The 26,351-nt window shown below is 40.2% G+C and carries 38 protein-coding genes; 7 read left to right on the forward strand and 31 right to left on the reverse strand.

Annotated features, from left to right (window positions below; all coding sequences use genetic code 11):
- Positions 1 to 12: 12 nt before the first annotated feature.
- The 17 genes from M3205_RS06215 to M3205_RS06295 form a co-directional block, all read right to left on the reverse strand.
- Complete coding sequence (locus tag M3205_RS06215) at positions 13 to 453, reverse strand: phage tail tube protein (RefSeq protein ID WP_251169118.1); 441 nt, start codon at positions 451 to 453, stop codon at positions 13 to 15.
- An 11-nt stretch (positions 454 to 464) separates the two neighbouring features.
- Positions 465 to 848, reverse strand: a complete 384-nt coding sequence (locus M3205_RS06220) for a minor capsid protein (RefSeq protein ID WP_251169119.1) — start codon at positions 846 to 848, stop codon at positions 465 to 467.
- 10 nt (positions 849 to 858) lie between these two features.
- Positions 859 to 1,224, reverse strand: a complete 366-nt coding sequence (locus M3205_RS06225; RefSeq protein ID WP_251169120.1) for a minor capsid protein — start codon at positions 1,222 to 1,224, stop codon at positions 859 to 861.
- Positions 1,225 to 1,557: a putative minor capsid protein gene (locus M3205_RS06230; RefSeq protein ID WP_251169121.1), complete on the reverse strand. Its 333-nt coding sequence runs from the start codon at positions 1,555 to 1,557 to the stop codon at positions 1,225 to 1,227.
- On the reverse strand, positions 1,550 to 1,927 hold the full coding sequence (locus M3205_RS06235; protein WP_251169122.1) for a head-tail connector protein: 378 nt from the start codon (positions 1,925 to 1,927) through the stop codon (positions 1,550 to 1,552). The genes M3205_RS06230 and M3205_RS06235 overlap by 8 nt, the downstream gene beginning before the upstream one ends.
- A gap of 2 nt (positions 1,928 to 1,929) precedes the next feature.
- On the reverse strand, positions 1,930 to 2,184 hold the full coding sequence (locus M3205_RS06240; RefSeq protein ID WP_251169123.1) for a hypothetical protein: 255 nt from the start codon (positions 2,182 to 2,184) through the stop codon (positions 1,930 to 1,932).
- Between the two features lie 17 nt (positions 2,185 to 2,201).
- Complete coding sequence (locus M3205_RS06245; RefSeq protein WP_251169124.1) at positions 2,202 to 3,185, reverse strand: major capsid protein; 984 nt, start codon at positions 3,183 to 3,185, stop codon at positions 2,202 to 2,204.
- A 24-nt stretch (positions 3,186 to 3,209) separates the two neighbouring features.
- The gene (locus M3205_RS06250) at positions 3,210 to 3,791 is read right to left on the reverse strand and encodes a phage scaffolding protein (protein WP_251169125.1); all 582 of its coding nucleotides are present in this window, start codon (positions 3,789 to 3,791) and stop codon (positions 3,210 to 3,212) included.
- A gap of 132 nt (positions 3,792 to 3,923) precedes the next feature.
- On the reverse strand, positions 3,924 to 4,739 hold the full coding sequence (locus M3205_RS06255; protein WP_251169126.1) for a DUF6602 domain-containing protein: 816 nt from the start codon (positions 4,737 to 4,739) through the stop codon (positions 3,924 to 3,926).
- 78 nt (positions 4,740 to 4,817) lie between these two features.
- The gene (locus M3205_RS06260) at positions 4,818 to 4,967 is read right to left on the reverse strand and encodes a hypothetical protein (protein WP_251169127.1); all 150 of its coding nucleotides are present in this window, start codon (positions 4,965 to 4,967) and stop codon (positions 4,818 to 4,820) included.
- Positions 4,967 to 6,070 (reverse strand): phage minor capsid protein, encoded by a 1,104-nt coding sequence (locus tag M3205_RS06265; RefSeq protein ID WP_251169128.1) that lies wholly within the window; start codon positions 6,068 to 6,070, stop codon positions 4,967 to 4,969. The genes M3205_RS06260 and M3205_RS06265 overlap by 1 nt, the downstream gene beginning before the upstream one ends.
- Entirely contained in the window at positions 6,070 to 7,566 is a 1,497-nt protein-coding gene (locus M3205_RS06270; RefSeq protein ID WP_251169129.1) for a phage portal protein, read from the reverse strand. Before M3205_RS06270 ends, M3205_RS06265 begins: the two co-directional genes overlap by 1 nt.
- Before the next feature lie 14 nt (positions 7,567 to 7,580).
- Positions 7,581 to 8,882, reverse strand: coding sequence for a PBSX family phage terminase large subunit (locus M3205_RS06275; protein ID WP_251169130.1), 1,302 nt, complete (start codon positions 8,880 to 8,882; stop codon positions 7,581 to 7,583).
- On the reverse strand, positions 8,863 to 9,705 hold the full coding sequence (locus M3205_RS06280) for a terminase small subunit (protein WP_251169131.1): 843 nt from the start codon (positions 9,703 to 9,705) through the stop codon (positions 8,863 to 8,865). Before M3205_RS06280 ends, M3205_RS06275 begins: the two co-directional genes overlap by 20 nt.
- A 61-nt stretch (positions 9,706 to 9,766) precedes the next feature.
- The gene (locus tag M3205_RS06285; protein WP_251169132.1) at positions 9,767 to 10,525 is read right to left on the reverse strand and encodes a hypothetical protein; all 759 of its coding nucleotides are present in this window, start codon (positions 10,523 to 10,525) and stop codon (positions 9,767 to 9,769) included.
- Positions 10,526 to 10,655: 130 nt separating this feature from the next.
- The gene (locus tag M3205_RS06290; RefSeq protein WP_251169133.1) at positions 10,656 to 11,126 is read right to left on the reverse strand and encodes a sigma-70 family RNA polymerase sigma factor; all 471 of its coding nucleotides are present in this window, start codon (positions 11,124 to 11,126) and stop codon (positions 10,656 to 10,658) included.
- A gap of 242 nt (positions 11,127 to 11,368) precedes the next feature.
- A complete protein-coding gene (locus M3205_RS06295) occupies positions 11,369 to 11,638 on the reverse strand; it encodes a hypothetical protein (protein ID WP_251169134.1) in 270 nt (89 codons plus the stop codon).
- Between the two features lie 96 nt (positions 11,639 to 11,734).
- On the opposite strand from M3205_RS06295, the gene M3205_RS06300 reads away from it, so the two are divergent.
- A complete protein-coding gene (locus tag M3205_RS06300) occupies positions 11,735 to 12,334 on the forward strand; it encodes a hypothetical protein (RefSeq protein WP_251169135.1) in 600 nt (199 codons plus the stop codon).
- A gap of 125 nt (positions 12,335 to 12,459) precedes the next feature.
- Here the strand turns inward: M3205_RS06300 and M3205_RS06305 are convergent, their stop codons facing one another.
- The 12 genes from M3205_RS06305 to M3205_RS06360 all read right to left on the reverse strand — a co-directional run bounded on the left by M3205_RS06305 (position 12,460) and on the right by M3205_RS06360 (position 19,486).
- Entirely contained in the window at positions 12,460 to 12,966 is a 507-nt protein-coding gene (locus M3205_RS06305) for a hypothetical protein (RefSeq protein ID WP_251169136.1), read from the reverse strand.
- A gap of 10 nt (positions 12,967 to 12,976) precedes the next feature.
- Positions 12,977 to 13,414: a DUF1064 domain-containing protein gene (locus M3205_RS06310; RefSeq protein WP_251169137.1), complete on the reverse strand. Its 438-nt coding sequence runs from the start codon at positions 13,412 to 13,414 to the stop codon at positions 12,977 to 12,979.
- Positions 13,411 to 13,575: a DUF6011 domain-containing protein gene (locus M3205_RS06315; protein ID WP_396105261.1), complete on the reverse strand. Its 165-nt coding sequence runs from the start codon at positions 13,573 to 13,575 to the stop codon at positions 13,411 to 13,413. The genes M3205_RS06310 and M3205_RS06315 overlap by 4 nt, the downstream gene beginning before the upstream one ends.
- Positions 13,576 to 13,913: 338 nt before the next feature.
- Positions 13,914 to 14,108 carry a hypothetical protein gene (locus M3205_RS06320; RefSeq protein WP_251169139.1) on the reverse strand — a complete coding sequence of 65 codons (195 nt, stop codon included), beginning with the start codon at positions 14,106 to 14,108 and terminating at the stop codon, positions 13,914 to 13,916.
- A 4-nt stretch (positions 14,109 to 14,112) separates the two neighbouring features.
- The gene (locus M3205_RS06325) at positions 14,113 to 15,066 is read right to left on the reverse strand and encodes an HTH domain-containing protein (protein WP_251169140.1); all 954 of its coding nucleotides are present in this window, start codon (positions 15,064 to 15,066) and stop codon (positions 14,113 to 14,115) included.
- A 159-nt stretch (positions 15,067 to 15,225) separates the two neighbouring features.
- Complete coding sequence (locus M3205_RS06330) at positions 15,226 to 16,161, reverse strand: recombinase RecT (protein ID WP_251169141.1); 936 nt, start codon at positions 16,159 to 16,161, stop codon at positions 15,226 to 15,228.
- Positions 16,161 to 17,072, reverse strand: a complete 912-nt coding sequence (locus M3205_RS06335; protein ID WP_251169162.1) for a YqaJ viral recombinase family nuclease — start codon at positions 17,070 to 17,072, stop codon at positions 16,161 to 16,163. Before M3205_RS06335 ends, M3205_RS06330 begins: the two co-directional genes overlap by 1 nt.
- Before the next feature lie 127 nt (positions 17,073 to 17,199).
- Positions 17,200 to 17,406 carry a YqaI family protein gene (locus M3205_RS06340; RefSeq protein ID WP_251169142.1) on the reverse strand — a complete coding sequence of 69 codons (207 nt, stop codon included), beginning with the start codon at positions 17,404 to 17,406 and terminating at the stop codon, positions 17,200 to 17,202.
- A gap of 397 nt (positions 17,407 to 17,803) precedes the next feature.
- The gene (locus tag M3205_RS06345) at positions 17,804 to 18,067 is read right to left on the reverse strand and encodes a helix-turn-helix domain-containing protein (protein ID WP_197199780.1); all 264 of its coding nucleotides are present in this window, start codon (positions 18,065 to 18,067) and stop codon (positions 17,804 to 17,806) included.
- Between the two features lie 142 nt (positions 18,068 to 18,209).
- On the reverse strand, positions 18,210 to 18,911 hold the full coding sequence (locus tag M3205_RS06350; RefSeq protein ID WP_251169143.1) for an ORF6N domain-containing protein: 702 nt from the start codon (positions 18,909 to 18,911) through the stop codon (positions 18,210 to 18,212).
- Positions 18,911 to 19,228 (reverse strand): hypothetical protein, encoded by a 318-nt coding sequence (locus M3205_RS06355; RefSeq protein WP_251169144.1) that lies wholly within the window; start codon positions 19,226 to 19,228, stop codon positions 18,911 to 18,913. The genes M3205_RS06350 and M3205_RS06355 overlap by 1 nt, the downstream gene beginning before the upstream one ends.
- 15 nt (positions 19,229 to 19,243) lie before the next feature.
- Positions 19,244 to 19,486 (reverse strand): helix-turn-helix domain-containing protein, encoded by a 243-nt coding sequence (locus M3205_RS06360; protein WP_251169145.1) that lies wholly within the window; start codon positions 19,484 to 19,486, stop codon positions 19,244 to 19,246.
- Positions 19,487 to 19,650: 164 nt separating this feature from the next.
- Here M3205_RS06360 and M3205_RS06365 point away from each other — a divergent pair, with 164 nt between their 5' ends.
- The 4 genes from M3205_RS06365 (at position 19,651) to M3205_RS06380 (ending at position 23,015) form a co-directional block, all read left to right on the forward strand.
- A complete protein-coding gene (locus M3205_RS06365) occupies positions 19,651 to 19,995 on the forward strand; it encodes a helix-turn-helix domain-containing protein (RefSeq protein ID WP_251169146.1) in 345 nt (114 codons plus the stop codon).
- An 87-nt stretch (positions 19,996 to 20,082) separates the two neighbouring features.
- Positions 20,083 to 21,213, forward strand: coding sequence for a hypothetical protein (locus M3205_RS06370; RefSeq protein WP_251169147.1), 1,131 nt, complete (start codon positions 20,083 to 20,085; stop codon positions 21,211 to 21,213).
- A gap of 73 nt (positions 21,214 to 21,286) precedes the next feature.
- The gene (locus M3205_RS06375) at positions 21,287 to 21,781 is read left to right on the forward strand and encodes an ImmA/IrrE family metallo-endopeptidase (RefSeq protein ID WP_251169148.1); all 495 of its coding nucleotides are present in this window, start codon (positions 21,287 to 21,289) and stop codon (positions 21,779 to 21,781) included.
- Between the two features lie 13 nt (positions 21,782 to 21,794).
- The gene (locus tag M3205_RS06380; RefSeq protein ID WP_251169149.1) at positions 21,795 to 23,015 is read left to right on the forward strand and encodes a tyrosine-type recombinase/integrase; all 1,221 of its coding nucleotides are present in this window, start codon (positions 21,795 to 21,797) and stop codon (positions 23,013 to 23,015) included.
- Positions 23,016 to 23,095: 80 nt separating this feature from the next.
- Here M3205_RS06380 and groL read toward each other — a convergent pair whose 3' ends face one another.
- Together groL and groES are read right to left on the reverse strand one after the other, a co-directional pair.
- A complete protein-coding gene (gene groL, locus M3205_RS06385) occupies positions 23,096 to 24,727 on the reverse strand; it encodes a chaperonin GroEL (protein ID WP_251169150.1) in 1,632 nt (543 codons plus the stop codon).
- Positions 24,728 to 24,785: 58 nt separating this feature from the next.
- Positions 24,786 to 25,070, reverse strand: a complete 285-nt coding sequence (gene groES, locus M3205_RS06390) for a co-chaperone GroES (protein ID WP_009336289.1) — start codon at positions 25,068 to 25,070, stop codon at positions 24,786 to 24,788.
- 314 nt (positions 25,071 to 25,384) lie between these two features.
- On the opposite strand from groES, the gene M3205_RS06395 reads away from it, so the two are divergent.
- Together M3205_RS06395 and M3205_RS06400 are read left to right on the forward strand one after the other, a co-directional pair.
- On the forward strand, positions 25,385 to 26,110 hold the full coding sequence (locus M3205_RS06395; RefSeq protein ID WP_251169151.1) for a CPBP family intramembrane glutamic endopeptidase: 726 nt from the start codon (positions 25,385 to 25,387) through the stop codon (positions 26,108 to 26,110).
- A gap of 44 nt (positions 26,111 to 26,154) precedes the next feature.
- Positions 26,155 to 26,346: a YdiK family protein gene (locus M3205_RS06400; protein ID WP_095246172.1), complete on the forward strand. Its 192-nt coding sequence runs from the start codon at positions 26,155 to 26,157 to the stop codon at positions 26,344 to 26,346.
- Positions 26,347 to 26,351 lie beyond the last annotated feature (5 nt).

Here is a 26,351-nt window from a genome sequence, read left to right on the forward strand (position 1 = left end):
GCTCTCAGTTTATTATCCAGCTACTGGAGGAGTATAATCCGGCTTACCATTGAAGTGGATCTCAAATGAAATTTCACCTTTTGCCCCGGCGTCCCCAGACGGCTGACTAATATTTGCAATCGTGCAATCACCTTCGAAAATGCCACCATCAGGCTCTGTCCACCTGAATTGCGTGCGGCGAGAGTTACCGAGTTCCAACACTTTGCTGAAAATATAATCTTGTGCAGCGTCACCATAATTGCGGTGACCAGAAAAGGAAAGGACAGTTTGAGCACCAATCACATCGGTTTCTCCGTATCCATCTCCATCCATGTATTTGTCCTGGGACAATTCTTCATTGTTTGCAGGTTCTGCAGATGTAATACCAACTGCAATCCTTGCAAAAGTTCCTGGATCTACACCAGGCGTTGTACTGATTTCAAATTTGTGTTTATTCATCAATTCAAAAGCCATTTGGTTCCCTCCTATTCAAGCTCTGCTGTAAAGAGAGCCGTGTAAATATATTCGGCATGCTCGGTTTTTTCAACGAAATTAGGCAATGTGTAACATTCACATTTTATAAAAGAAAAACTTCCATCAGAGGATACAATCTCCCCTTTTGACAGTCCATCCAGAGCCTTAAATATTGCCTGTATCGTGTTATAGCAAGCTATGTGACTTTTATCCTTCACAAGGATTTGAAAGCTGAAATCTGCCGTTTTTCCTTCGATAAAACGGGTGTTTATTGTTGAAGGTGTTTGCCGGATTGCAACCGCTGATGAATCGCTATCTAAAACAGGTGAATTAATTGGTGCATTCAGCTGCACGTTGTCTTCGATGTATTCCATGACTCTTAAAAGAAAATCCATTGCCAACCACCTACAATCTACTGAAATAATCCAGGTAATTTCTCTGCACGTCTTCAATCCAACCTTCTTTTCTTCGGGCTTTTGCCGCTTCGAACCATAGTGCCTGGGCGTTTGGGTTAACTTCTTTCCTGAAATTAATATCCGGATTATAGTAAAGCTTTCTCGCATATTTTGTGCTCCAATACAGTCTTCCCTTACCAACTAAACTAGAACGGATAGATGACCGCTCAAGCTCACCGGTATCTTTAGGAATAAAATAATTGGAGTCTTTCAGGACGTCGTTATCCAATTGCAGCTGGGTGGCACGCAGAGACCTGTCATGCCGCCGCCTCAGCCCCGGAATGTTAAGGGATGTTTGGACGTTAAACTGAATCATTTAAACCAACTCCACTTCGTAATGGTGGAGAGAAAAGGCGTGAACTGAATTAACCTTGTTTACCGTCATCGTTTGACCTTGGAAAGTCACCTTGGATTTCTCTTTGAATACGAATGGTGCCTCAGAGGACGAGTTCACAACATCAAAAAAGAGCAAAGACTGAAAAGCCTTTTGCTCTGCGATGTTAGAACGTTTAATATTCGAAACCGGTTGAACCAGGACATTTGAAAGAGTAATAGGCTGCTTGTATTCTTCATCCATCCTGCCCCTTCCCAAATACTCCTCATAGGTTACAGAGTGGATTAAAACCATTTTAGGAATAGGCTTAACCAATGACTGTCACTCCTCCATTTAGGAAGCCGGTTGCCCTAAGGTATGATACAGCAGCCGGACTAATTGGAGTTGCGGCATTTCCACCCTCGGAATAACTGAAGGCTCCAACGGAAACATTAGCAGGACCGCTTATCCCATGGACAACGGCCTCACCTACACTAGACAGATACTCAATTTGAGCAGCCGCTGCCTTTTTAAAGTTCAGCTGAATTACTTGGTGCATAGAATCAAGATCACGACCAACAACAGCATAATTAGTAATATGGTCAATTGAATCACACGCCCTCTCTAATAAACGAGGAAAGGCATCCGCATTTACTGGGGTGCCCTTGTATACGTCAGTATAAAAAGTTTGATCGATGTAAGGCATGTTTACTCATCCTTTTTATCATCAGCATCTTTAGCTTTGGTCTTCCCTGTCTTTTTCTTTGGTTCTGTTTCCTTTTCCTCAATTGGCTCAATCTCTTGTTGGGTCTCTTGAGGCATTTCCACTTTGTAGCCTTTATTTTCAAACCACTCAATAAGCCACTTATCATTAGTCTCAGCTTCCCCATTAACAAACTGAAGGGAAGCACTAACCCCGGTATATTTTGGGTTAGGACTCTTAATTTTAGCTTTTTCGGCCATTAGAAAAACTCCCTTCTTTATTGAACTTTGATGTTGCGAAGAACACCCGCTTTGCGAGTAGCCTTAAGGGCTACAGCAGCTACCATTTCTACTTCACCGCGTTTTACCGCACCAGGAGCATTAAAATCAGGTAAATATGTTCGGATGATTTTATTTCCTGTTGGAGATACACCATGGAAACCATCCATCCCAAGGGAAACAGCATATAGATCAGTTAGGCCAGTTTGTGCAGTACCAACTGTGCGATCTTCAATAGGTACAACTGGAACAGTTGTAGTGCCACCGCTAACAAAATAGCCAAGGTCAACTAAAGGAATGCCGTCATAACCTGTAACAGTGCGACCAAAACCATCCTCGGTTTTTGTTGCATAACCAGCGCGGCGAGCAACGGACTTAACTTTTGTAATTAATTTACTGTTACCCAAAAGCATCGTTGGGCGGCCGTCCAATTCGGCTAAAAAGTTATCTATAGCATCTAGCAAGGCGAATTTGTTGCTATCTAATCCTGCCTCATCTGAAATATTGATAACGGATTCAGTATTCAATTCAGTATTGGATCCTGTAAGAGCTTTATCCAGTCCATCAAACGCCTGAGTGTCAACAGCAGAGTCACCATTAATAACGGTATAGTGGAAAAGGTTTGCCGCTCCTTTGATCTTTTGCTGCAGCTGGAAATTCATTTCGTTAATTTGACCGGATGTTTCCTGAATTACTCGGTCAATCTCAAATGCTCCACCGAAAATCTTTAGATCAACAGAAAGATTCTCGCGGTCTGCTTCTTGTGCTGAGTATTCGCTATTAAGTGCACGGAATCCAGCAACAGATGGAGTCTTTAATCGAGTGTAACCATAAGTCAATGTGGATCCGCCTGTACCAGGGGAAACGGCATTATCGAATGTCAATTGATCCAATAAAAATGACGCTCGACGGTATTCATCAATTACCATTTGATCTACTTTGTCGGCCATGCCGACCTTTGCTTGAGTTAGTGTAATAGGCATTTAAGTCACTCTCCAATAATAAGATTAGTTTTGGGTAAATCTTTGATTCAACGCATCTAATAGAGTACTAGGCTCACCGCCGATTGGTGGTGTTTGGTGCTGGCCAGTTGAAAAAGTTGGAGGCTGCTGCTGTTGATTTTGTTCAGCATCAAAAAGATAGGCATCACTTTCTTTTATAGCTTTCAGCTGATCATCTAAGCCAAGAAGCTTATCACCATCCAGCTTAATAGCATCCTTGTTTAATAGAGCCTCAACCGCTTTAGGATTTTTCGCTTTCGCACCGGAAAGAGCTTCTTTCAAAGCAAAATCAAAGGACTGCTGAGCCAATTTTGCTTCATAATCATCAGTAGCCTTTTTATTGGCATTCTGGAGTTGTTGAATTTGCTTCTGCAGGTCCTCATTTCCTTGGGCCTTGCCCTGAAGATCAGTTAATTGTGTATCGCGGTCTTTCAACTGCTTCTTTAGGTCCTTATTCTCGGTGTTAACAGCATCGAATTTTTCCTTTGGGAACCAATTACCATCTGAAACTATGGCAATCTTACTGTCTCCAACTTTACCCATGACCTGTTTATACAACTCTTCACCAAGTAATTCTTTTAAATCCATCTATAACGCAACTCCTTATTAGTTTTTTTTACGTGTAACCCTCCACGCTAAGGAATACGCCTCTTTAAGGTCTAGCCTTTAAAAAGACCAATATAAAAAGAGCTCCCTAATTAGGAACTCTTTCTGAACATCTCATCTTCCATGAAAATCTAAGCCAATAGAAATATTTTGCAAATAGTATTTAATAACTGGCTTTGAGAGTCTTGCTGTAGCAGGAAAAACTTCATTAAGGTGGCTTAGAAAACCTGCAAGTGTATTTTCTTGCCAATCTTCATAGACCCAACCTACTTTTTGTTCATCGGTTATACTGCCCCCACTCCAATTAAAATAGCTTTTGTCCTTATAGTTCATAATAATCCCCTTATTTTGTACAATGATTCCATCAAGTTGATAATCTATTGATATATTATTTTCACTGTAATAATTTTTGATATCTTGAATAGTTTTAGTTATATCACTTTTAGCTTTCATTGCAAAAATAAAAAAAGGAACTTGCTTCGAATGCTCAATTATTGTGTCAGGGTGCGGCTGACCAATTCTTTTTAATAAAGGACTACTTGCCCTTCTCAACTCTTTCACTGAAACACCTTGAATCAGCCCCCTTTCTAGTTCTTTTTTAACTGAAATATCTGGTTTAACTTCAATAGCTGCGTCTACTCCATCCGCTAAAATCAAACTGTGCTTTCCATGGCTATTTATAGTGTGCGGATGAGCTGGATTTAAAATAATACAATCTATTGAGTCAGACCTCATTCCATTACTATCGTAAATACCACCTTTTGTGATTCTATATGGGTAAGGGTAATATTTTTGAATGAAATCCTGAACAGCATGCTCCCTGAAATCAGAAACCTCCTGGGATGTTCCTTTACCTTCTATACTACTTCGTAAAAATTTAATATCTATTTCCTTAGCTTCATGTTGTAATATCTCAAAAAATTCTTTCATCCTGAATCCTCCAATAAGATACTTTTTATATTCTTTCTCTTTTTAGGAGGGATAATCCTTTTTGCTTGATAAAAAGCCTTAACCGAAATAGTTAGACTCCTTAGGATTCTTCAGTTCATTAATTTCATCTTGCATTTTGATCATGTGGAAGGACATGTTATCGAGAATATTATTTTGTTCCTCTACCTTCTTTTTAAGCTCTTCGAATTCTTTTTTCGATACCCACATTAATGAATCTGCTCCCTTTCATAATGGCGGCCGCGCCCAGTAGCAGCAATAAACTCTCGCATAGTAGCTTGACGCTCTTTAACCCTTTGCTTCGCCATTTTTATTCCAACATCATCACCTATGGCTCTTAGCATATCGAGCTCCCTTTTAGCCTGGCGTATTCGCCTTTCCAAATAACGTTGCTGCTGGCTTTGCTCATATACTTTACGGTTTTCTGCAGCTGGATAAGGTTTGTAGGTCCTTTTTGTTATACCTTCGATGAAGGGATATTTAACATGGCGGCAGTTAATGCCAAAGAGCCCGTCTGGTTCTCCATAACTTGTTGATGAGAGAGAAGGGTATTTTGGATGCCTGCCGCTTCGTGAGAAGATTCTCCCCTGGTACTTAGCACACTTTGGCCTGGCTCCCGAATGACTGCTAATCTCAACTAGATCAGCACCATATTCATCCATCCTGGTATCTTGCATGTCATTCGCCAAGTTATTGCTCATAGAACGAACCACAGCGTTGATATAGGCTTCTGTAGACCATTGCCTTCCCGCTTTGTCTATCAGCGCAGGAATGCCCTTTTCTGCCCATTTCCTTGCGGTTTCCCTGAGAGCTTCTTGTGGAGTTGACGTTCCGGCCAGGACTTTCCCGACTGTTTGATTAATGATGTCCAAATAAATTTGCCTAGACTGGTCTAACAATGTGGAATTAACAAGATTAAAAGTTTCCTTGGCCTGATTTTGATAAGAGATAATAACAGCCTGCAGGGCAGTACTTGAAGCAGTGGCAGGGGCTTGTATCAATAAGCCTTGCTGAACCGCTTCAGTAAGACTCCCTTCATTTTCTTCAAGTGCTCCATATCCCGCTTCTTCCAGCATTTCCGTTACTGCATCAATAGCAAGACCCGCATGCTTAGCGATTGTAAGGATATTTCTCTGAGTAAGTGACTCTAACTGTGCCAGCTGCTCTGCCTCCCAAGATTGTATCCCATCCTCTGTTAAAAGAGATTGGTGCTTCTTAAGCAATTCAGCAACATGTAGCAAAAGCTCTTCCTCAATAGAAAGAAAAACCTCCACAACCGGCATGGATAACTGCTGCTGTTTTCGTGGATCCATTAGTTAGTTTCCTGCTTTTGCTTATTTATTCCAAAGAAATCAACCATTTCTGGGGTCATCGTCTTGTTTTCCTCGCCGATTTCTTTCATCATCACCTCAGCCTCTTCCTCAGAGAAACCATGAATTTTCATAATAGCCTTTTTCCTAGTGGTCAATTTGTTCGTAACCAGTTGGACCTGAGTATTAATTTCGGCTGCTTGATCTTCAGCAATAGAATCATCAAAAGCGACAGTAACCTCATAATCAGCAGCAGGACGACTAAACAGTTTGTATAACTCCGCAACCTGGATGATACACTCGACAAGCTCTTGTATACCCGCTTCAATAAGGTTTTCATGGCTTTGCTTTGTCCGGAAAGTCTTAGAGTTCTCAGAAACGACCTCCGTTGCCGTTTTTACACCTTGTCCATCAAATGTAAACGAGCCTGCCGAGAAGCCTATTTGCATTGCCATGACATTAAGCAAAGAATTGATTGCCGCAATGTGCTCATCTACACGAAGAGTTGCTGAAATATCCGCGATTTTGTTAGCATCCATATCACCAAAACTAAGCGCCTGGTATACTTCGTCCTCAGCGTCAAAGTAACGGTGCATTTGGCCAGTGTTAGGATCAATAACAGTATTTATAGCTGAGGCTGGTACCAAAATTCGTTTTCTCCCTAACTTAAATTCCCGCTGGTAAGAATCAAAGGCGATATCCAACGAATGCAGCGTATCGAGGGAATTGGCGAAAATGGAAATCCCTAAAGGACTCGCAGTATCAAGGTTATTGGCCGTGTTAGGTTTAAAGTAAACAAAACCAGGACGCTTGTAATTGGATATTCTTATTTCCTCATAAAGGCTCGGGAAAAATTGCTTTAGAGGAACTTTAACACCTAATTCTTCTCCAGCGTTGTTTTCATAAACCTCATTCCGGATTAAATAGGTATCACCCTCCCATAGGTGCCATTCAAGATGAGTGTATTTCGTCCCCTTCTTTGTGAATTCATTAGGGAAAACCGCTTCTCTAATAAGATTGTGGTCCCAACTTATCGGAATGAAGCAATCTGCCGTCACATAGGAAAGCTTCAACTGTCCATTCTCAACATATGGTTTAATTACCATGCCACCCATAGCAAACTTGAATTCTAAATAATCCTGGAACTTCTTTACGAAGTTATTTTTCTTGAAAATGCTATGAATCTCATCTGCAAGCTTTTGCTCAGATATATTAATCTCGCATCTTTCGTTAAAGATTAATGTTGCCAGCTCCTGAGAAACCACCTTAGGCATATTCAGGGAAGCCATACGGCGTTTTTTCGGGCCAGCAATCGTTGTATAGCTGATATCGTGCCACTCGCTAAAATAACCCCTATAGAGAGCTTTCCAGTTGCTGATATATTTATAAAAATCCTCATTGATTTGGATGTCCTTGTGATCAGCCAGCTTTTTGATTCCTTTAATCAATCCCATTCTGTACATCACCTGCCTTATGCGGGCCAGCATGTTTTTAAACATCGGTTGTCACCGCCTTAATATTTCAATCCAAGCTTTCTCAAATTATCCTGAACATAATATTGGAATGCATCGACAGTGTGATCATCAATCTTTATGACCTTCGGATCATCGCTCTGCAAGGTATCAGCATCCCATTGGTACTTTTTATGTTCGGTAAGAAAAATCTCATTGGCCGCTGTTTTAAGCACGAAAAAACGCCCCTGCGCTAATAAGTCCTGGACGTTATCGATCATATCTATTTTCTTTTTCTTTGCTACCGGATGAAGCCTGATTCCATAGTCTTTAAAGAACTGATTCCTTAATGCGCCCTCTGCAGAATCAATTGTCTGCATGTCAAAATTGCGGTTATAGGTTTGCTTAACCTTATCCATCCAGTCTTTCAGCTTCTTAGAGAGCTCGCTTGGAGCCAGTTTAATAACCTTGTTTTCCGGACTATAGTAAAAGGTATCGAGTAAAATAACATTCCGCTTTTTTGTAAAGCCAAAAGCCAGGTAAGTTGTTGCTGAGACCTGGTGCCCGGTATCAATGGCAATATCGATAAGAACAATATCATCATCTTTCGGCAGCTCATCAATCTCTTTAAAATAAGCCATGTTGTAAACCATGTCTCCAAGACCAATAACCTCACCGGCATACATCCATCGCCAGTAATCTTCATCATTTTCCTTGTACTTCTCGATCTTCCGGATCATCTGCTCTGATAGAAAACCTTTCTTATCATCGAGATAAGTTGAATGGTGGATAAAGTAATCTTCATCGCCTGCTTTGGTATCTAACCATTCATTGATCCAGCTGTATGGATTCCTGGGAGGGTTGTAGGAGAAGAACACCTTAACCTCTTTCCCTTCGATCTCTTGCCGGATAAATGTATCCTCGACAATATCGATATCCTCAACTCCAGCAAATTCAGCAGCTTCCTCAAACCATAAGGCCATGACATATCCTTTTGCTATCTTGGCTGACTTAATCTTCATCGGATCGTCTACACCGTAAAAATAAAAAGCCGTGTTTGTGTCTTTATGCCGTATCAGCAAAGGGGATTTTCCGAAATAAAACTCATCCTCAACGCCTAGCATGTAAATGGCCCATTTGATTTGCTCATAGATGGAAGTGGAAAGATATTTCGCAACTTTCCTGAGACAAACCACATTGCCCTGGTCATCATCCAGAAAATCAATCACAAGCTTCAAGCTAATGACAGAGGACTTCATCGATGAACGGCCGCCTTTTGCGACTACATGAGACTCTTCAGCAAGCCAGAGGGAATAAAAGTTGACGTTCATTAAATCCATGACATTAATCGTTTTGACTGTCATTTTCTAACGCCTTCCTCATAGCTTCTTTGTCATTAACGATAACAACCTTACCGCCGCTACCGCCCTCTTGTTTAGTCTCTGCCTCGATCTTCGCTGTTTCAGCCTTAAGCTTCTCCAGCTGCAACTTCTTTCGGTCATTTTCAGACAGGAGATCAGTGTATTTCGATAAGAACTCCAGGGCTTTCATCTGGTCAGCAAGCTTAACAGAGACACCATCTTTGCCTTTCTTAACCTCAGTGATCAGGGTGCCATCTACCTCTTCATGATTCTTAAGTTGAACGTAGCTATGTGAATAAGTGACCTCATCACCGTTTTCATCAATCATTGGTTCAAGGTTATGATCGAGTTCTCGCCTTTTCTCTTGCCCGAATTCAACAAAGTCTGTTATGTCAGCAAATGCGATATCGATGTACTTCTGGAGGACAGCTTGAGCATCCAACAAGACTCCATTAAATCGTTCTTGTTTCAGTCGCTCAACTTCCCTTCTTACTCCATCATTCCCCATCAACCTATAAGCAATAGATTCAGCAGTATTTCTATCAACTCCATAAGCTTTTTGATATGCCTTAGTAGCATTGAAATACTTGATGTAGTAAAGACAGAATAACTTTTGCTTATCGTTTAAATCTGAGGATTCAATCACAGGTTCCAGGGTTGCAACCTTTTGCTTTCTGGTTGCATTGTTTTTGGTTGGATCCCTTGACCATCCTTCACGGCTTTTTCTGCTTTTTAATGTACCGATTTTGACATCGTGTTTTTCAGCAAGAGCCTTTAATGTGATTTTGGAGGTCTCAAAGTCTTTTCTAATTTCATCCCAGTTCATTACATGGCACCTACCTCCTGTCTAATTTTTGTAAAAGAAAAAGCACCACAATGGGTGCTAATCATTTCATATAATTTTCTATTTCATTCAATATACTCCTTAATAAAGCTTGCAAATCATTAAAGCTTAATTGACTAATCTTCCTATTGATTATTTCGGAATTATCCGTTATAAATCTTCTTTCATTTGGTAAGCTTAAATATTCTTTATATTTTTCATCTGAATAATAACAATTTCTCACTTCTTCATATAAACCTTGAAATTCTTCATGCAAGTCAAATATTTTTCCGCTTAATCCTTGAATATAGTCATCTAAAACATTCAATTTTAACAAAGCTTCAGTCATTTCAAGATGTTGTTTTCTCAAGTTTGTTCTTAACAGATAAATCCTTTCAATAGGATCGTCATCATTTCTGTTACTCTTTATACCTCGATCTATAGCATCTTTCGTTATTGCAAAAGTTAACAGATCGTTATTTAAGTTAATATTTAAAGTTGCCAACTTTTTAAGGGAGTTTTGCATTTCCTCAATTTTTTCTAGTTTATTCTTCAAATAAAAATTTTTCATCTCTCTTCGAGTTGAATTTTCATTTTCAATTCTTATAGCTTCAATTTGTAGCTCTTGCTGCTTTTTTATCTGCAGCTGTGCAACAAAATAAACAACACTTGCACTGACTATCGCACCAAGATAACTCCCCCAAAAAGTTATCCATGTATCAACTTCTCCCTTAGCAAAACTAAAAATACCCATTTCTAATAGACTTGCTACAAGAACGGGGGCTGTAAAAAACAAAACACCTAAAATAAGTATGGTTTTCAAGGTTAAATCTCCTCAATATTTTAGATTAATTTTAACCTAAATTATTATGAAATCGCCACCTCAAGGTGTCATCAAGGAAAAATATTTGTTTAAACCTAATTAGAATTTCCGCTCCGTCCTGCCTCCCATTTTACACAGCTTTTTTTTCCAATTTCAAAAGATGCACAAACTGGCTTTTTTGGCTCAATTGGTTCAAAATGGCTTCTTTGGCTTTTTTGACCTGATTTCTTGATATTCCAATATGATATGAGATTTCTCTGAAAGACATACCGTCAATGATGCAATCATAAATAACTCTTTCCCTTTCATCCCCCAGTAATTCGGCAGCATATTCAATTGCATATACTCGTTCTTCTAACCTTTCTAACCGCTTATGCAACCGCTCTTCTCTTATATCTAGGTTTCTTAGCTCCACTTGGCTTTTACCTGAGCTTCCCTTTGGCATTGCAGCTTCAATACCGTACTGAGCAACACCCCAGCTTCTCATTGGTGCAGGCCGTCCATATAGATATTTTTGGAGGCGATCTACTTCTTTTTTCATCCAATGGTAATCCCTTAACAGAGTTTCGATTTGATCAATAATGCTGGCAGCTTCTTTCATCCAGGACCCCTCCCGTGATATAATTTAAGTGGTTGGGCTGGGAGAGATCCTGGCTTTTATTTTTAATTGAGTTAAGACGACTATCGATATACATTGCTGATGAATTCTGTAGAACAGATAAAATTAAATATGGGGCATATTTCACCTAAAGAATTTAGGTTAGATTGATACTCACATTCACTACAAAGAGTTTTCATATACCTTCCTCCTATGTCGCTTTTTATGTCTGCAGCGAAACACTTTTACTCTTTTGTTTCCCTCAAACCCTGTCCATCCAGCCACCGTTCAATGCTTGATACAAAGATATCTAATCCACTAGATATACCTTTTTTGTCAATGTGTAGAGCATAACCAGAGAAGCCTGGCCCCTGATAAAAACAAACGTCCTGGTACCTTTCATGCTTCCGGATCAGCAGCCGTTCCTTACCTCTGAAAAACTCTATCTCCTCTCCCTGTCTTAAATCGATGATTTGATCTTCCAGGGCGAAGGAGAATAGGTCTAATTGTTTCATTCCATCACCGCCTGGGAAGTTGACAATTCTTTTGTTAATAAAAATTAGATTCACAGGAAAGTTTCGTTATAATAACCTTAAGGGAGGTGAAAAATAATGAAATTCTCTTTACTTGAAAATGGTGTTGATTCATTAAAAGCAGCTTTTAATTCTCTAGATAATGCTAGATATCTGGATGAAGGAAGTGACCACCATATAAAAGATGCTACTCTTTCCTTAAATCATGCAAATGAAATTTTGTTTAAATATTTATTAAAACAGAAGCATGATTTTCTAATCTTTAGCGACATTTCTGCTTATATGCAAGCAAAAGCCATAATGATAAAAGAAAATAAATCAACAGTGTTTGAAGCAAAACCCAATTTAAAAACTGTTTCACTTCATGAAGCTATACGAAGGCTGTTTTTACTTTGTGACATTGAGGTTCCCGAAAACTTAAGAACTTCATTGGACAACCTAACCAAAAAACGCAATGAGATCATGCATTATGCTCTGGAAATGAACGAAGAAGAATATCAAACTTTTATTGAAGACCTCAAGAATTGTTACGAATTAACAATTCATTTCTTTTCTCAGCATTTTGATGATTTTGAGAGATTATTTGATATTGCAAGGTTTGAATATTCATTTGAACCTGATGTTGAGGCAATGGCTGATGATTCCTACTCTGATTGGCTTGCTGAACAAGATAGTTAAAGGTCATCATTTTGATGATCTTTTAATTTAGAAACATAATACAAATTTTGTTTATTAAAACGGCAACTCTTCAGGCGCCGGGCCTTTTGTAAATGGTTTTTTACTAGTTTCCAAACCTGCACCCCCTAAAAGAGCGATAATTGCTCATATCCGTTAAACTCCTGTACATCTTCTGTATAAATGTGATCGTTTTCCTCAAATTCGAGAACCATTTCCTCGCTTATCTGCTCATTCTCTTCTGTGACTTCAACAAACCCTGTAAACCAATGGAGGAGATAGCAGCCACCGCACCTATTGAGCTCCCGATCATGAAAGAAATAGGCATGTGTGTCCTTGGGCTCTATATAGTATTCTTTCAGCTCGGTAGACTGATAACCTTGCTTCCTCCAAATGAGGGATGCCTTATACACTTTTTCCGGATCCAACTCAATCTTCCTGACCTCTGGTTCTTCAGGCCAAATCTCCTCTTCACAAATGGCAAACATATTTGCTTCGTAGCATCCTGTATGGGCATTTTTGTTAGGGAATTTCGACACATAATAGTAACTTGATCCGTTCGGAAAGAGATAATAACTTTTCCCCTTAGCCAGGACGGCCGATTGGCTATCATCCAAACAAATGCCCTGCAGCATGGTAACTCCCTTATCTTCTGACCGTTCTTTTATGGACAGAGCGCTTTGCACCTTTCTTCACAGCCTTTCTTTTCAGCTTTTTCAATTTATCCAGTTCGATGAATCCAAGATTCTCGTCATACGATATAACAGAAAGCCGGTATAGATAGAGCCTATCGAACCACTTTCGCTTTAGCTTAAAGGCCTCTGCCTCCACTCCCTTAACATCGATAACTTCAATGGATCCATCCAAATGCTTCACTTCAAAATCCGCAATGTATTCCACTTTCCTGATAGTTCTTCCGTTCTTTTTAAATCCTTCCTGGAGCAAGTACCGTGGCTGCAGTTTGAAGGATTTTATTTGCTTGGCCTGTTTCAGCCATTTCAGCTGCTCGTAATATTTTGACTCAGCCAGGCTGTCAAACTTGTGGCCGTCGAGCATTGTGATCTTGTTGCCATACTTGCTCATTTCCTATCCTTCAACTCCATTTTCAGTTGGTCTTCATCCGGCTCATTCTTGAGCTTCTCGAGCTTTCTTTCAAAAACGGGACCTATCCCCTTCGCGATGCTCTTTTTGCTCCTCAGTGGCCGATTGCAAGCCGGACAAATGAATATTTTCAGTTGGTTCATAGCTTCCAAGTGCTATCCTCCTTCTCAATTCTCTATGAGCCGCATCCTTATCCTCGTATCTTGCTATGTAGAGTAACTGCCCCAAGGTTGCGGTTTTAAGATTCATATGGCGTTGTGCTTTAGTGAATAGCATTTAACACATGGCCCCTCCACGTAGTAATAGTTGGGCTTTCCGCAATCCCTGCAAGTTTTAGAGTAAGTATTCCAGCGACGATTGCAGTCTCTGCATTCAAGCAGCAATATGTCATTGCGATGGCTTATCACCGTACCCTTAGCCCGACATTTTGGACAACGTGTAGCAGGCTTAACATTCTTGATGTCCATTTTCATTACTCCTTTCAGTACCAAGTGTTTTCTGTAGCTTCCGTATCAAATTCTCGAAAAGATGCCAGAACAAGTTCATATTTCAGTTCTTCGTAATCGCAGTCATGAATGCTCTTGCCAGACTGTGCTTTAGAAATATTCAATTCTGCTAATCTCTTGATGAGGATATTCCTTTTTTGCTGGATAACGGACTCATAAAGGATCCCCATGGTTTCAGCTCCCTGATTTCAATTTTTTTAGTTTTTCCTGTAATTCAGCCTTTTTCTTAGCTTTGTCATCCTCGTTATTCTGCGATGTTTGCTGTTTAGGCTGGTTAGATTCATCAAACCAATCTGGCAGCATTTCCGTCCGTATCGGCTTTGACCGCCTGCCTTTTGGTTGATAAGAATTATTTGGTTTAAATGGCTTAATATTTTTTGCTGCTTCTTTGGCCTGATCCCTGGCGATTAAGGCTTTGTATTGGTCTGTAATGTATTTCTCACAATAACCAAAGACTTTAATTGCTCCATCAGGCTGACGCTCCCTGTATTCCTCAAAACATTGTTCAAGCAATTTGATTGTTTGTGGCAACGGCATACCACGGGCGACAATCCGGGCGATTGCTTCATAGTCTTTAGTTGAAGGATAGGCAGTGCGTCCCTCTAGCATCGTTCGTAACTCTATGAATCTTTCAGCGATTATATCCACTGGGTCATTTTCTTTAGTAATAGTAATAGTAGTATTATTTATCTTTGTAATATCTTTATTAGAGTGGACACTTTTGTCCACATGACTGGTCATTTCTGTCCACTCTGGACTGGACGTTTTTGACCGGTCTCCGTCAGACTGGACATTTTTGTCCACTCTCTCTTTGTTGTATTTTTTGGAGTTTTTCACAGTCAAAATGTAGCCATAAGGAGCTCGGGTGATCTTTATATAGCCATGAGCTTCCAGATCATCCAGCCACCTCTGTACAGTCCTTTCACTAACTCCAAATGGTTCAGCAAGCTCAGCACGTTTTAATGGCTTATTTCCTAACACGATGCCCCAGGTTACTCCATCACGTTCAATCTCTTTGGTTGTGGAGCTGACGCACCAGAGAAATAGCCACAATGCTGATCCTATCTTTTTGTAATGTTCCGGCTCTAATAATCCTGAATAAGTTGGAAATGGATAACTTTCGGGCACCGTATCACCTAATTTCTAATGCATATTGCCATTCTGTTTTTAACACCTTTTATCGTATAATCCGGATATCGACGCATATACTGTAGGACAAGCTTTTTCAAATGTTCCTTATCCTTAGCCTCCTCCCAGATCCACTCTGGAAGGAGGACATTTGTTTTGTTATGCATCTTCGAAATCTATGTCCATAGAATCTTCTGCGGACATCTTCTTATTATTCTTGTTATTCTTTTTCTTCTTAGGGTCTGCATCGATGATCTCAGGTTCATCATTGGCTGCAGGCTCCTCTTGCTCTTGTGAATCAAAGGGGATAGGCTCCTCATATTCATTGGCCTCATCTGTAATATCCTTCAATTCACGTTCCTGCTCGTCCTCTGTGAAAGCCTTTTGCATATCGATAGATAAGATGCCCCATTTGCCTAACATGTTCCTCAGAACCGTTTTCATAGCCATAGCATCGTAATCGGAACGCCAGACATTATTGAGAGACTTTTTATCCTTTGCCTTGTTGTGCTTTATCCTGTGTACCTCTACCTCATCCCGGGTCCAGTACACTGTCTTTTCAAAGCCGTTAACCAATTTGAAGTATCCACAATAACCGATGACTTTATCACTCTTCTTAGCATCCAAATCAAGGTCAATTTCCTCCGTCAGGCGATTCCACTTAAGGAGCTCCCCTTCATAAACAGGGATAACATTAATGGCCTTATACTGCCCACTTCTTAATGCCAACTGAATATAGCCTTTATAGCCCAGCTGGAACTGTGCTGCCTTATGCCCCTTCTTTGAATCATAGAAGGCAACGATCCAGGCATACCCTAAGTTTTTATCAACCGGAAGGTCGAGAGAGGCAGCAACCATTGCACTCGAGACAATGGACATCGGCTCTGCTTCTCTCAGTCCAACATCACCGTTATATAAGTTAAGGACAGATGCCATGAATTGTGGCGCCTTTTTTGCTAATACCTGTTCGAATTTCTTTTGCATAGTAGGTGTATTCAGTAAGCCTTTAAGACCAAGAGACTGGGCAGAAACTTGCTTAGCTGCCATCTCTTGTTTATTGGCTAATTGATTTTTTAAAGCCGAATTTGTTGCCATTAGTTAATCTCCTTTACAGCAAATATTCGGAAAGAGGATTCTTTCAGCACCTCTTTGTAAATGTCCGGGAACTTCTCTTTAAGAGCCTTGGAATCAACACTATTTCTGCTCTGATTCTTCCAAGTGACCACAAATTGGTCTGTAATACCTGTTTCAGCATCCTTTAGTTCCGCTTTAATCTTGTTTTCAATTTCCGTCTTGGCTGTTTTAATGAGCTTTTCATCTGATTTCACTTTCTCGTATTGAACAAACAACTCTTTAAAATCAGACGGAAGAACAATTTCTTTATCTTTTTCTGCACGATCGTACTTTTCTTTCAGATACTGCTCCGCTGCACTGGATCCATCCAACTCAGGAGCATGCCCTTGCTGAACGTGATATTCCCAGAAGTGTTTTTCAGCATTGAAGATCATATCGATGAGCTCCTGGTCCCGCTCAACTTCTTTCCAGATGAACTTGTTTCCGCCGACAAGAACTGCGATATAACCTTTTTCCTTATCTGTGACACCAAGATAATGCTGGACTTGAACAAGGTAACTGGCGGGGATCTCTTCGCCTTCCCACTCTTTAGCCAGATAAGCGCTAGCTGTTTTGCATTCCAGAATCGCTGATTCCCCGACGATCAACCGGTCCACATTAGCTTTAATAAAAGGATGTTCCTTATGGCTATACATGAAATTTGTACGGCGTACTTTTTTACCTGTACGCTTTTCGAATTCCTTGGCAATTACATTCTCCATTTCGTTGCCCCAGTAAATGGCTTCATTATCAATTTCCTGAGGCTCCACCTGGCCTGTTTTTTCTAACCAAAGCTCAAAAGCAGTGCGGTATTTATTTACTCCTAGGATGATTCCTGCATCACTTCCGCCGATTCCCTTTGCACGTTCTTGCATCCATTCATAACGGCTCATTTCTTTAGTAGATACTGCATTAATGGCCACTATTAAGTCCTCCCTTTACCGCCATCAGGCAATGTGCTATGATGACGGTACTATAATGTTTCAAATATCGGACTCCTGCTCCCAACAGGAGTCTTTTTCATGCCGTTTTAAATTCAAATTCCATGACTTCTGTTAAGTACCGCTCCAAGTTATCCCTTAAGATGATTTCACCGTCATATTCCACAATGTCGTCACCTTCAAGGATTTCGACGCCAAAATAATCGATTCCAGAATGTTCCGGCTGGGCAAGCATATTCGGAAAGCCCGTCCGCTGAATTCGGTTCACGGTAGGATGATCCATCATGTATCCTCCTCTCTATGTATTTGGTGCTTTGTTCACACCGCGATAAGCCGAAACGTAAGAGGGGTGGGGGTGGTAGATATCCGCTCCGACTTATCGCGACAGGAACAAAGGTTCTTGCCGCCCAATCCTATTGGTGATAGAATAGATTTATATCCTGGTGTTGAGTGAGTGGCAGTTAGCTGTGCAAGAGCTTACTGCTTTTCTTTTTGTTCTGATGTAAAATCTCCAATCAAGATCCCCATAATTAAGACAAAATAAGTTGCACATATCATTGCTAGTACATAACCTAAATCCACTGATTAACCCTCCTTTGGAACGCTGATTCTTACAGCCCAATCAATCTTTACTCCCTTGCTTTTCCACTTCTTAATTAAGTGTTCCAGCCTTTCTCTCTTGGTTAAATCCATGTGATAAACCCTCCTATTAATGGCATTAACTGCTGTAGTATCAACACTGGATCCACACCTGTCACGATCGCACAAGCAACATCTTTGGCTGCTGTTACATCTGTCCATCTGATTAAAGTTGTGACATCCAGAGTTTTTTTATCTGATTCGAATTTTGAAATACAACTCCGTGAACGATGAAGCTTTTCTGCAATTTCCTCTTGTGTAAGTCCTGCTCGCTCCCGACATGCTTTCAAGACTGCGCCGAAAGTCACTTCTCTTACCCTCCCTTCATGTTCTAACTTGGAACCGTTCCACTATGGAACCCATTTTTTACTAGTTTGCTATTAAAATATATTTATGAAGGAAGTGCACCGAATCTTTTGGGCCTGGCAGCTTCGTTCGGTGCCTTCGCTCTCATGAAACTTTTCTAGGAATCCAATTCTCTATGTAGCGTAGAGCTGACTGCAGCTCCTTACGCTTGACGTCTTTGTAGCTGGCAACACCTAAACGATCTTTAATCTCACGGTGGAGTTCCCTGAATAGCCTTGGCCGGACTTTAGGGTCACTCTCAACCTGGTAAACTTTCTGAGCAATTCCTTTTTGCAATCGGCGCTGTTCGCCACTGGTAAGAGTGATTTGCTCCTCAACTTTGTGATCAATTTCATGCATAAGTTTTTTGATTTCTTGCTGTTCAGCTTTTATTGTTTGGGTATCTTCCACAAGATCGGCTGTTGTTCTTAGGACAGTGACAAGGGCCTGATCTTTTGATAAAGGAACGACATTTTCTTTAATCGTGTAGTATTCATCAACAAGCATTTCGTAAGCATCCCATGCCTGGTCAGTATTTAATGATTTGGCATGAAGCCAAGCTCCTTTTTCTGTCCAGAGGTAAAGAATTGATGTGAATTTCAGGCTGTCGTCAAATTGACGCGACCCTTTGAATTCTCTTAAGTCTTCACCCGATAAAGCAAAATAGTGCTTACCTTGCTCATACCGACCTGCATTTCGTTGGAAATTACGATTAATAATTTTTGCATCAGTACCGAAGGATTCCGCCAGCTGGATAGTGGTTAATACTCTCTTTCCTTCCTGGCTAATGGGTTGTAGTTGATTCATTAGATGGCCTCCTTGTCAAAGTATTTGGTGTTTTGTTCAACCCAGTTCGTATGCTTTTCTATCCATTTCATCAGCAAGTGAGTTGGGATTCTGACACCGAACTCTCTTATAACCGGAAAGTCTGGGCGCCTCATAAGTTCTGACATAGTGGTGGCCCCACATTTGAGAAACTCCATGGCCTCAGTCCGGGTCATGATCGATGGAGTAGAAAATTTAGATCGTCCATCTTCGACTCCCTGCTCATAAGCTTTTTGGATTAACGCTTGCAACTGAAGGCTGGCAATCTGCTGCTCAAGTTCTTTTAAGGTGTTTTGCATATTCAGCACCTCCATTTAAGCTGTATTAACGTTTATTCTCGATTTGTGAACTTTTTCGACAAAAAAAAGCGAATTAATTTCTACACCTAACACTTTTGCTATTTGGGGTAACTTTTCAGCGCTTATTCCTTTTTTACCTGACTCAATTTCACTAATAATTGAAGGGTGCTTATATCCAATTTTCCTAGCGAAATCGGTTTGGGTCATACCCTTCTCTGTTCTCAATTCTTTGATACGGGTTCCAAGTTGCTCCTTCATGGCTACACCACCTTATATTCTCATTTCGTGAACCTTGTACCTTGATTATATATTCTCATTTCGAGAATGTAAAGCGTTTTATTCTCTTTTTGTGAATTTTATTTCTCGAATAGAGAAATGGTGTTAATATGGGAAATGAAGTAATAATTTTGGGAGTGGTTCCTATGGACTTTGGAGAAAGATTAAGAAAGTGCAGAGACAAAAAAGGATATACACAAAAATTTGTTGCTGACAAAATCGGAATAAAAAATAACACACTCTCAAGTTATGAATCCGGAAAGAGGCAGCCCGATTACGAAATACTAAAAAAGCTTTCTGATTTGTATGAAGTTACTATTGATTACATACTTACAGGCAATCAAAGCACGAATTCACCAGATGAAATGTGGGAAGAGTTCCTTAATCCTAAAACTCAAGTATTTTTTAAAGACTTGATGGATGCACCAGAAGAAAAGATAGAAGAACTTATAAAGTTTTGGGAGATCATTAGGGACCGAGACAAGAAATAGCAAGACACGCAGCTGCGTGTTTTTATTTCGGGCTTAACTGGATATGTTACCCAAAAATACATATATATTCAAAGGGGAGTCATGAGAATGGCAGAGGAGAAACAAAAGATAAAAAGGGTACCTATAGAGAAACTACTTGCCGAACATTTTAAAGGCAGTATTTTTAAAAACAATCGTATTTATAAAGTGACTGACAAGACTAACGGGTCAAACGGTATTGATTATATGATCATTACAAATGACGGTTTTGAGATATATTTGGCAAGTAAAAAGGTTGAAAATAATGAAGAAGTTTTGGAGAATGTTAGACTTATAAAGTCTTTATCCTGGAGTGATTTTCAATCAGTTAAGGTTGATAAGTTTGCTCTTACTACTCTTTATGATTTTGACAATGGATTCAAATTACAAGTTGATTCAAACGACCTTATAAAGCATCTTCAAGAGAATGGCATTAATACTATTTTGCTAGAACGCAAGTGGTACAACAAAATTTTAGGTTTCCGCTCCAAAAAGAAATGGAAAATGGTATTTGCCTCGATTGTGTATTTATTAATTTTGTTTGCTGCGGTTGATGGATTTACTGAAAGCGATGCAGAAAAAGCTGAAACGGCTGCTGCAGAGGAGAAAAAGGCTGAAGAACAATCAAAAAACAAAACTGAAAAAGAAGTTGCCGCTAAAGAGAAAGCAACTAAAGAACAGAATGAACAAGAAGCAAGTTCCGAAGAATCTGAAGATGTTGAAGCTAGTACAAATGAAAAGATAGGTACCTTAGGTTATACAACTGAAGAATTCAAAGAAAAATGGAATACAGTTAATAGTCAGCTTGGGAGTACTTTCCCTTTGGATAATCTGGAAGTTGAAGAAGGTCCCAAGCAGGACACATTTAAATTATTATTCTCTAAACAATCAGCAATAATTGGGACAGTTAATAAAAATGATCAGAGTGTGAGAGATGTGGTGTTAGTTCTCCAAGGAGACGGTACAGCCCGAACCGCTACTGATAATCTTTTATTGATGGGTCAGTTAATAGCAACTACTAACCCTTCCCTCTCTCCAGAGGAAAGAGCACAAGTTCTTGAAGACTTGGGTTTCAAAGGAGAAAATATCGACATAAATAAGCTAGACGGAACTGTTGAGAAAAACGGTGTGAGATACCACCTTCAGGGATCCGACCAAATTGGAATAATGCTTTCCGCTGGAGATCCAAACGACAATTAAAGGAAAAATGCCCTTATGGGCTTTTCTTTTCACTGTATAACCGAACATATATTCCTGCTTTTGGAGGTTCTTAATGAAATATCAAACAACCTTGTTAGAAGACTGGATTAGGGACTTTTATTACGATATTGGAATCTATTACCCTCATCAACTTGACATTAATGAAATTATCTATCGCTTAGGAATGTCTCTTACATATATGGATATTTCAAGCCGTATTTATAAGAAAGAAGTGATTATAGATGAAAGGTTGAGCAACGAGGAACAATGGGAGGAATTTGGACACGAATTGTGCCATTCATATCGGCACTATGGAAATCAGCTGAATATGCCAGAGAAGTTTATACAGTTGCAAGAGTTCCAGGCACGGTATTTTGCATTACATTTTTGTGTACCTACATTTATGCTGCTTAAATTAAAGCTACCAAATACCCGAAGTGAAGCAATTTATTATATCGCAGAGGTTTTTAAGGTTACACACATTTTTGCCAAAAAGAGACTAGAAGTTTTTGAGAATAAAGTTAACTCCTCTTTATTTTATGAAGAGTTATATAAAAAGTTTATTTAAGGAGTGAACAGTCTTGGCTTATTTCAGTAAAATCCCCGCTAATAACAAGCAAGGGTACAAATGGCGATGTGTAGCCGACGGTCCCCCTGACCCTGTTACGGGAAAGCGCCAGCAAATATCCAGGCGAGCTGATACCAAAAAAGAAGCAGAAAAGAAAGTAATAGCTGCCATCCGGAAACTACAAGAAGATGGAATTGACGAGAAAAAAGTAAAGAAACTTCCATTTGAGGAAGTGGCCTGGGAGTGGCTTAATATCTATGCAAAAAGCAAAGTGAAATCCAGCACTGTTCGTGTTCGAGAGAAGGAAATAAAGATTCTTCTAAGGTATATTGCCAAGGTGAACATTGATAAAGTCATACCAAGAATGCATCAAAAGATACTGAATGACCTGGATGACAAAGAGTATGCAAAGACCACTATTGAAGGCGTCCATGTAACAGCTAATATGATTTTTAAATATGCGATCAAAGAGAAGATGAGGAAAGATAACCCTTGTACTGGAGCAGTTATCCCAGTTAAGAAGCTTACTGTAGAGGATATTGAGAATAAGACCATTGAGGAAGAATACTTGGAGCGTGATGAGCTATTTGAATTTCTGGAAGCAGTTAAGAAACATGGACTTGAGTTTGATCTTGAGCGCTTTTACTTGCTCGCTTTCTCCGGTATGCGTTCAGGTGAACTTTGCGCTTTAAAATGGTCAGATATCAATTGGGAGACTAACGAAATTCGAATTACAAAGACATTATATAACCCAGACAACAACATGAAAAAATATGAATTGACTCCCCCTAAGACCCCGGGATCTATCCGGACATTCGATATTGACGATGACATAATGGAATTGCTTAAATCCCATAAGAAGAAGCAAAATAAAATAAAATTATCTAACCGGCTTAAGTATCCTGATTATCACGATGCCAATTTTATTTTCTGCAGAGAGAACGGTTACCCCTTTATTCAAAAAAACATAATCGTTCGGATGGAAAGGATTTTAAAAAAGACATCTATAAAGAAGCATGCAACTCCTCATATCTTTCGACACACACATATTAGCATGATGGCCGAGGCTGGCATCGATCTTCCTACCATTATGAAAAGAGTTGGCCATGATGATATGAAAACGACAATGAGGGTCTATACACATGTTACAGATAAAATGAAAAAGAATGCTGCCGAAAGGATTAAAAATCATTTCAGCAACATTCTTCAAATCACAAAATCGCAGGAAATGTGAGCGAAATGTGATTTTTTTAAGATTGAAGGCTACCACAATAGCCCTCAACCCTTGGTATATCAACGTTTATGGGTGGATGATTACATCATGCCGCCCATTCCACCCATGCCGCCCATATCAGGCATTGCAGGAGCAGGATTTTCTTCTGGCTTGTCAGCAACTACTGCTTCAGTAGTTAAGAACATAGCTGCAACAGATCCAGCGTTTTGAAGTGCTGAACGAGTTACTTTAGTTGGGTCAACGATACCAGCTTCGATCATGTTTACCCACTCGCCAGTAGCAGCGTTGAAGCCTGTTCCAACTTCTTCGCGCTTTAAGCGGTCAACGATTACAGAACCTTCAAGGCCTGCATTGTGGGCAATTGTGCGTACAGGCTCTTCCATTGCACGAAGTACAATGTTGATACCTGTAGCTTCGTCGCCTTCAGCCTGGATAGAAGCCACTTTGTTGTATACGTTTAGAAGGGCAACACCACCACCGGAAACGATACCTTCTTCTACAGCTGCGCGTGTAGAGTTTAGGGCGTCTTCGATGCGTAGCTTGCGCTCTTTCAATTCAGTTTCAGTAGCAGCACCAACTTTAACTACTGCCACACCGCCAGCTAGCTTAGCAAGGCGCTCTTGTAATTTTTCGCGGTCAAATTCAGAAGTTGTTTCTTCCATTTGAGTGCGGATCTGGTTCACACGGCCGCCGATTTGCGCGCTGTCTCCAGCACCTTCAACGATCGTCGTGTTTTCTTTTGAAACAACCACTTTAGAAGCGCGTCCTAAAGAATCGATTGTAGCAGATTTAAGGTCACGGCCCAGCTCTTCAGTGATTACTTCACCGCCAGTCAGGATCGCGATATCTTCAAGCATAGCTTTACGGCGGTCACCGAAGCCAGGAGCTTTAACCGCTACTGCATTAAATGTTCCGCGAAGCTTATTCACTACTAATGTAGCAAGTGCTTCACCTTCAACATCTTCAGCTACAAGCAATAAAGGCTTGCCTTGCTGTACAACCTGCTCAAGTACAGGAAGGACTTCCTGAATGCTTGTAATCTTCTTATCAGTGATTAAGATATAAGGGTTTTCAAGAACCGCTTCCATCTTATCAGAATCTGTAACCATGTATGGTGAAGCGTATCCGCGGTCGAACTGCATACCTTCTACCACATCAAGCTCAGTTGTGAATCCTTTAGATTCTTCGATAGTGATAACACCGTCGTTGCCAACGCGCTCCATTGCTTCAGCAATCAGCTGTCCAACTTCATTGTCAGCAGCAGAAATTGCAGCAACCTGTGCGATAGATTCTTTGTTTTCAATAGGTTTTGAAATAGCTTTTAATTCTTCAACAGCAGTAGAAACCGCTTTTTCAATTCCTTTGCGGATTCCCATTGGGTTAGCGCCAGCAGTTACGTTCTTAAGGCCTTCACGGATCATTGCCTGAGCAAGAACAGTCGCAGTAGTTGTACCGTCACCGGCTACATCGTTTGTTTTGCTTGCTACTTCAGCAACAAGCTTCGCACCCATGTTTTCGAAAGCATCTTCAAGTTCGATTTCCTTCGCGATTGTCACACCATCATTCGTGATTAATGGTGAACCGAATTTCTTCTCAAGAACCACGTTGCGTCCTTTAGGTCCAAGAGTTACTTTTACCGCATTTGCAAGGGAATCTACACCGCGAAGCATTGCGCGGCGAGCTTCTTCACTAAATTTAATCTCTTTAGCCATTGATAAAAACCTCCTCAAAAATTTTCACTTTATCTTTTAAACTACAACTGATCAGCGATTAGCCAATTACAGCAAGAATGTCATTTTCACGTAAAATTAAGTATTCTTTGCCTTCGTACTTCACTTCGGTACCGGCATATTTTGAGAAGATGATACGGTCGCCATCAGCAACTTCAAGGGCAACACGCTCACCATTTTCAAGAACGCGGCCAGTTCCCACAGCTACAACTTTGCCTTCTTGAGGCTTCTCTTTAGCAGTGTCCGGCAGTACGATGCCGCTTGCAGTTTTTTCTTCAGTTTCAACAAGCTCGATAATGATTCGATCACCTAGTGGCTTTAACAAGTGAAACAACCTCCTCAAATAATATGTAAATATTTTTATTTATTAGCACTCTCTCTGTTTGAGTGCTAACACAATTATTATATTAATGAATCTCTTTTCTATTTGCAAGGGTGAAGCTTAAATTTTTTATAAAAAAATTCATTTGCGCTTACCCGCTACTTTTCGACACGGACAACCTCTTAAGTATGCCGCTGAAACACACATTTTAACCATAACAGGTCTCTCTTTGATGCTGATGTTTGAAACCCCCTCCTTATAAAGAGTACAATGGCTGTAGGACTTGTTTCCAACATTAGATTAAGGAGCAAAATACTTTGAAAAAGGAATACTGGTTTATTTTAATCGCCTATATTGCCATGCAGCTTTCAACCTTTTTTGGCGTTCCGCTCGTTTTATTAGCTGCCGATGCCCTCGGAAAGAATCCGGAAAATATGCAGATTCTGGCTGTGGCCTACTGGCTCGTAATCAGTTTCACGATTACGCTGATTATTACGCTTCTATTACTAAGGAAAGAAATGAAACGGGGACTGGACAGGGATTCCTCTTCTGTTGCAGGCTCTGTGGGCTGGGCTATTGGAGGCATATTTTTGGCCCTGATTGCTCAAGCTACTGCTGCAAGCATTGAGAACCTGATTGGGATTGAAATGGGATCTGAAAATACACAGCAGATTATCCGAATTATTGAAGCATCGCCAATCGTCATCTTAATCAGTTCGGTCATCGGGCCAATTCTTGAGGAAATCGTCTTTAGAAAGGTTATTTTTGGCTCTCTTCACAAGCGCTTCAACTTCTTCCTGTCAGCCCTGATCAGCTCGGTCATTTTTGCTCTGGCCCATTTTGAGCCTGAGCATGTACTGTTATACTCCGCAATGGGATTCACCTTTGCCTTTTTATATGTCAAGACGAAGCGGATCATCGTGCCGATTTTTGCCCATGTAGCGATGAACACCTTTGTTGCGGTTGTTCAGCTGAATCAGGATAATATTGAAAAGTGGTTAAAGGAAATGGAAAACATGCAGAGCTTTATCAGCTTTTTCTAGCATAGCGTAATGCTGTCGAGTTTTAAAATTATTGGGGGATTATCATGAGAAGCACACCTTTGTTTTCAGGCTTTATTTACATCCTTCTCGGATGTCTTTTCACCTTTATTGCCATCCAGAATACCCAGCGGGAAGAAACCTGGGGATTCTTCACTTATTTTCTGATGCTAATTGCCACCTTTGATTTTGGCACCGGTCTCCGCTTGATTGGCCAGCATTTTAAAACGAAAAAATGAGCCCG

Source organism: Cytobacillus firmus, from assembly GCF_023715565.1.
Lineage (GTDB): Bacteria > Bacillota > Bacilli > Bacillales > Cytobacillaceae > Cytobacillus > Cytobacillus firmus_C.

What these genes read in the sequence shown, in the direction of transcription:
- M3205_RS06215 (WP_251169118.1), bottom strand. Translation starts at nt 453, where the DNA reads ATGGCTTTTGAATTGATGAATAAACACAAATTTGAAATCAGTACAACG.
- M3205_RS06220 (WP_251169119.1), bottom strand. Translation starts at nt 848, where the DNA reads ATGGATTTTCTTTTAAGAGTCATGGAATACATCGAAGACAACGTGCAG.
- M3205_RS06225 (WP_251169120.1), bottom strand. Translation starts at nt 1,224, where the DNA reads ATGATTCAGTTTAACGTCCAAACATCCCTTAACATTCCGGGGCTGAGG.
- M3205_RS06235 (WP_251169122.1), bottom strand. Translation starts at nt 1,927, where the DNA reads ATGCCTTACATCGATCAAACTTTTTATACTGACGTATACAAGGGCACC.
- M3205_RS06240 (WP_251169123.1), bottom strand. Translation starts at nt 2,184, where the DNA reads ATGGCCGAAAAAGCTAAAATTAAGAGTCCTAACCCAAAATATACCGGG.
- M3205_RS06245 (WP_251169124.1), bottom strand. Translation starts at nt 3,185, where the DNA reads ATGCCTATTACACTAACTCAAGCAAAGGTCGGCATGGCCGACAAAGTA.
- M3205_RS06250 (WP_251169125.1), bottom strand. Translation starts at nt 3,791, where the DNA reads ATGGATTTAAAAGAATTACTTGGTGAAGAGTTGTATAAACAGGTCATG.
- M3205_RS06255 (WP_251169126.1), bottom strand. Translation starts at nt 4,739, where the DNA reads ATGAAAGAATTTTTTGAGATATTACAACATGAAGCTAAGGAAATAGAT.
- M3205_RS06260 (WP_251169127.1), bottom strand. Translation starts at nt 4,967, where the DNA reads ATGTGGGTATCGAAAAAAGAATTCGAAGAGCTTAAAAAGAAGGTAGAG.
- M3205_RS06265 (WP_251169128.1), bottom strand. Translation starts at nt 6,070, where the DNA reads ATGGATCCACGAAAACAGCAGCAGTTATCCATGCCGGTTGTGGAGGTT.
- M3205_RS06270 (WP_251169129.1), bottom strand. Translation starts at nt 7,566, where the DNA reads ATGTTTAAAAACATGCTGGCCCGCATAAGGCAGGTGATGTACAGAATG.
- M3205_RS06275 (WP_251169130.1), bottom strand. Translation starts at nt 8,882, where the DNA reads ATGACAGTCAAAACGATTAATGTCATGGATTTAATGAACGTCAACTTT.
- M3205_RS06280 (WP_251169131.1), bottom strand. Translation starts at nt 9,705, where the DNA reads ATGAACTGGGATGAAATTAGAAAAGACTTTGAGACCTCCAAAATCACA.
- M3205_RS06290 (WP_251169133.1), bottom strand. Translation starts at nt 11,126, where the DNA reads ATGAAAGAAGCTGCCAGCATTATTGATCAAATCGAAACTCTGTTAAGG.
- M3205_RS06295 (WP_251169134.1), bottom strand. Translation starts at nt 11,638, where the DNA reads ATGAAACAATTAGACCTATTCTCCTTCGCCCTGGAAGATCAAATCATC.
- M3205_RS06300 (WP_251169135.1), top strand. Translation starts at nt 11,735, where the DNA reads ATGAAATTCTCTTTACTTGAAAATGGTGTTGATTCATTAAAAGCAGCT.
- M3205_RS06305 (WP_251169136.1), bottom strand. Translation starts at nt 12,966, where the DNA reads ATGCTGCAGGGCATTTGTTTGGATGATAGCCAATCGGCCGTCCTGGCT.
- M3205_RS06310 (WP_251169137.1), bottom strand. Translation starts at nt 13,414, where the DNA reads ATGAGCAAGTATGGCAACAAGATCACAATGCTCGACGGCCACAAGTTT.
- M3205_RS06315 (WP_396105261.1), bottom strand. Translation starts at nt 13,575, where the DNA reads ATGAACCAACTGAAAATATTCATTTGTCCGGCTTGCAATCGGCCACTG.
- M3205_RS06320 (WP_251169139.1), bottom strand. Translation starts at nt 14,108, where the DNA reads ATGGGGATCCTTTATGAGTCCGTTATCCAGCAAAAAAGGAATATCCTC.
- M3205_RS06330 (WP_251169141.1), bottom strand. Translation starts at nt 16,161, where the DNA reads ATGGCAACAAATTCGGCTTTAAAAAATCAATTAGCCAATAAACAAGAG.
- M3205_RS06335 (WP_251169162.1), bottom strand. Translation starts at nt 17,072, where the DNA reads ATGAGCCGTTATGAATGGATGCAAGAACGTGCAAAGGGAATCGGCGGA.
- M3205_RS06340 (WP_251169142.1), bottom strand. Translation starts at nt 17,406, where the DNA reads ATGATGGATCATCCTACCGTGAACCGAATTCAGCGGACGGGCTTTCCG.
- M3205_RS06350 (WP_251169143.1), bottom strand. Translation starts at nt 18,911, where the DNA reads ATGAATCAACTACAACCCATTAGCCAGGAAGGAAAGAGAGTATTAACC.
- M3205_RS06355 (WP_251169144.1), bottom strand. Translation starts at nt 19,228, where the DNA reads ATGCAAAACACCTTAAAAGAACTTGAGCAGCAGATTGCCAGCCTTCAG.
- M3205_RS06360 (WP_251169145.1), bottom strand. Translation starts at nt 19,486, where the DNA reads ATGAAGGAGCAACTTGGAACCCGTATCAAAGAATTGAGAACAGAGAAG.
- M3205_RS06365 (WP_251169146.1), top strand. Translation starts at nt 19,651, where the DNA reads ATGGACTTTGGAGAAAGATTAAGAAAGTGCAGAGACAAAAAAGGATAT.
- M3205_RS06370 (WP_251169147.1), top strand. Translation starts at nt 20,083, where the DNA reads ATGGCAGAGGAGAAACAAAAGATAAAAAGGGTACCTATAGAGAAACTA.
- M3205_RS06375 (WP_251169148.1), top strand. Translation starts at nt 21,287, where the DNA reads ATGAAATATCAAACAACCTTGTTAGAAGACTGGATTAGGGACTTTTAT.
- groL (WP_251169150.1), bottom strand. Translation starts at nt 24,727, where the DNA reads ATGGCTAAAGAGATTAAATTTAGTGAAGAAGCTCGCCGCGCAATGCTT.
- M3205_RS06400 (WP_095246172.1), top strand. Translation starts at nt 26,155, where the DNA reads ATGAGAAGCACACCTTTGTTTTCAGGCTTTATTTACATCCTTCTCGGA.